This is a genomic window from Agromyces humi (assembly GCF_009720255.1).
GTDB lineage: Bacteria > Actinomycetota > Actinomycetes > Actinomycetales > Microbacteriaceae > Agromyces > Agromyces humi.
Window position 1 is genome coordinate 1 of record NZ_WJSP02000590.1, and the last position, 1,654, is coordinate 1,654.

Annotated in this window: 2 protein-coding genes; both read right to left on the bottom strand. The window is 71.6% G+C overall.

What is annotated here, in order from left to right:
• On the bottom strand, window positions 1-842 hold an 842-nt coding region (locus tag GH736_RS22600; protein ID WP_159607231.1), incomplete at its 3' end, for an ABC transporter ATP-binding protein.
• On the bottom strand, window positions 842-1,654 hold an 813-nt coding region (locus tag GH736_RS22605; protein WP_159607233.1), incomplete at its 5' end, for an ABC transporter permease. The genes GH736_RS22605 and GH736_RS22600, both read right to left, overlap by 1 nt.

The window sequence follows — 1,654 nt, forward strand, 5'->3', positions numbered from 1 at the left end:
CGCGGCGCGGCATACCCCGGCAGGCGCAGCCGCGACGCGGCGTCGCCGATCACCGGGAACGCGGCGGCGAGCGCCTTGGTGTGCGGATGCTGCGGATCGGCCATCACGCGGTGGGCCGGCCCGTCCTCGACGATGCGTCCCTGCTGCATGACGCAGATCCGGTCGCAGGTTGCCGCGAGCACGGAGAGGTCGTGGCTGATGAGCAGGAGGCTCAGCCCGCGCTCGCGCACCAGCCCGGTCAGGACTTCGAGCACCTGTGCCTGCACGATCACGTCGAGTGCGGTCGTGGGCTCGTCGGCGATGATGAGCTCGGGATCGCAGGCGAGCGCCATCGCGATCATCACGCGCTGCTTCTGGCCGCCCGAGAGCTCGTGCGGGTAGGCGTCGGCCTTCTCGGGCGGGAGGTCGACCTGCTCGAGGAGCTCGATGATGCGCGCGACGCGGCGCGCCTTGTCGCGGAAGTCGCTCGCCGCGTGCTGCACGAGGGCCTCGGCGATCTGCGCTCCGACCCGCTGCACCGGGTTCAGCGAGTGCATCGCCCCCTGGAAGACGATCGCGGCCTCCGCCCAGCGCACGGCGCGGAGGCGACCCCACTTCATCGTGAGCACGTCCTCGTCGCCGAAGCGGATGGCGCCGGTGACCTCGGCGTTCGACGGAAGCAGCCGCAGTACCGACATCGCGAGCGTGGACTTGCCGCAGCCCGACTCGCCCGCGAGCCCCAGGGTCGCCCCGGGCTCGAGCACGAGGCTCACGCCGTCCACCGCATGACGGATCACCGGCTGACCGTCCTCGGCGCTGGTGCGATACGAGATGCGGACGTCGTCGAATTCGAGCTTGGGCATCAGCGACTCCGGAGGGTGGGGTTGACGACGGCCTCGAACGCTCGGCCGACGAGGGTGAAGCAGAGGACGACGAGGACGATGGCGATGCCGGGCGGCAGCACGTACCACCAGTAGCCGGCAGTGGCGGACCCGGTGTCGAGTGCCGTCTTCAGCATGGTTCCCCACGAGACCTGGGTGGGGTCGCCCAGCCCGAGGAAGGCGAGGGTCGACTCGGCGATGATCGCGGAACCGACGGCCAGCGTCGTGTTCGCCAGCACGAGCGGCAGCACCGCGGGCAGCACATGCCGGCCGAGCACGTGGCCATGTCCCGCGCCCAGCGCCCAGGCCCGCTCGATGTAGGGGCGCGCCTCGACGGTCAGGGTCTGGGATCTGACCAGCCGGGCGGTCGCCGCCCAGGAGGTCACCCCGATGGCGATGACGATGGTGAGCACGCCGCGCTCGAGCACCGTCGAGAGCACGATGGCGAGCACCAGCGACGGGATGACCAGGAAGAAGTCGATCAACCGCAGCAGCGCGGACTGGGCGGCGCCACTGAAGTGCCCGGCGGCCATGCCGACCGTGGTGCCGATGATCACCGACACGGCGGTCGCGGCGAACCCGACGAGCAGCGAGACCCGCGCGCCCCAGAGCAGCATGACGAGCACCGATCGCCCGGCGGGATCGGTGCCCAACGGGTAGCCCGCCGACGGCGGCTGGTTCGGGTCCGCCGTCGCCTGCGTGGCGTCGAGGAGCGAGGCGGGGGCGATGACCGGCGCGAGCACCGCGAGGGTGATGACGGCGAGCAGCGCCACGAGGCCGATGAGCCCCGAGCG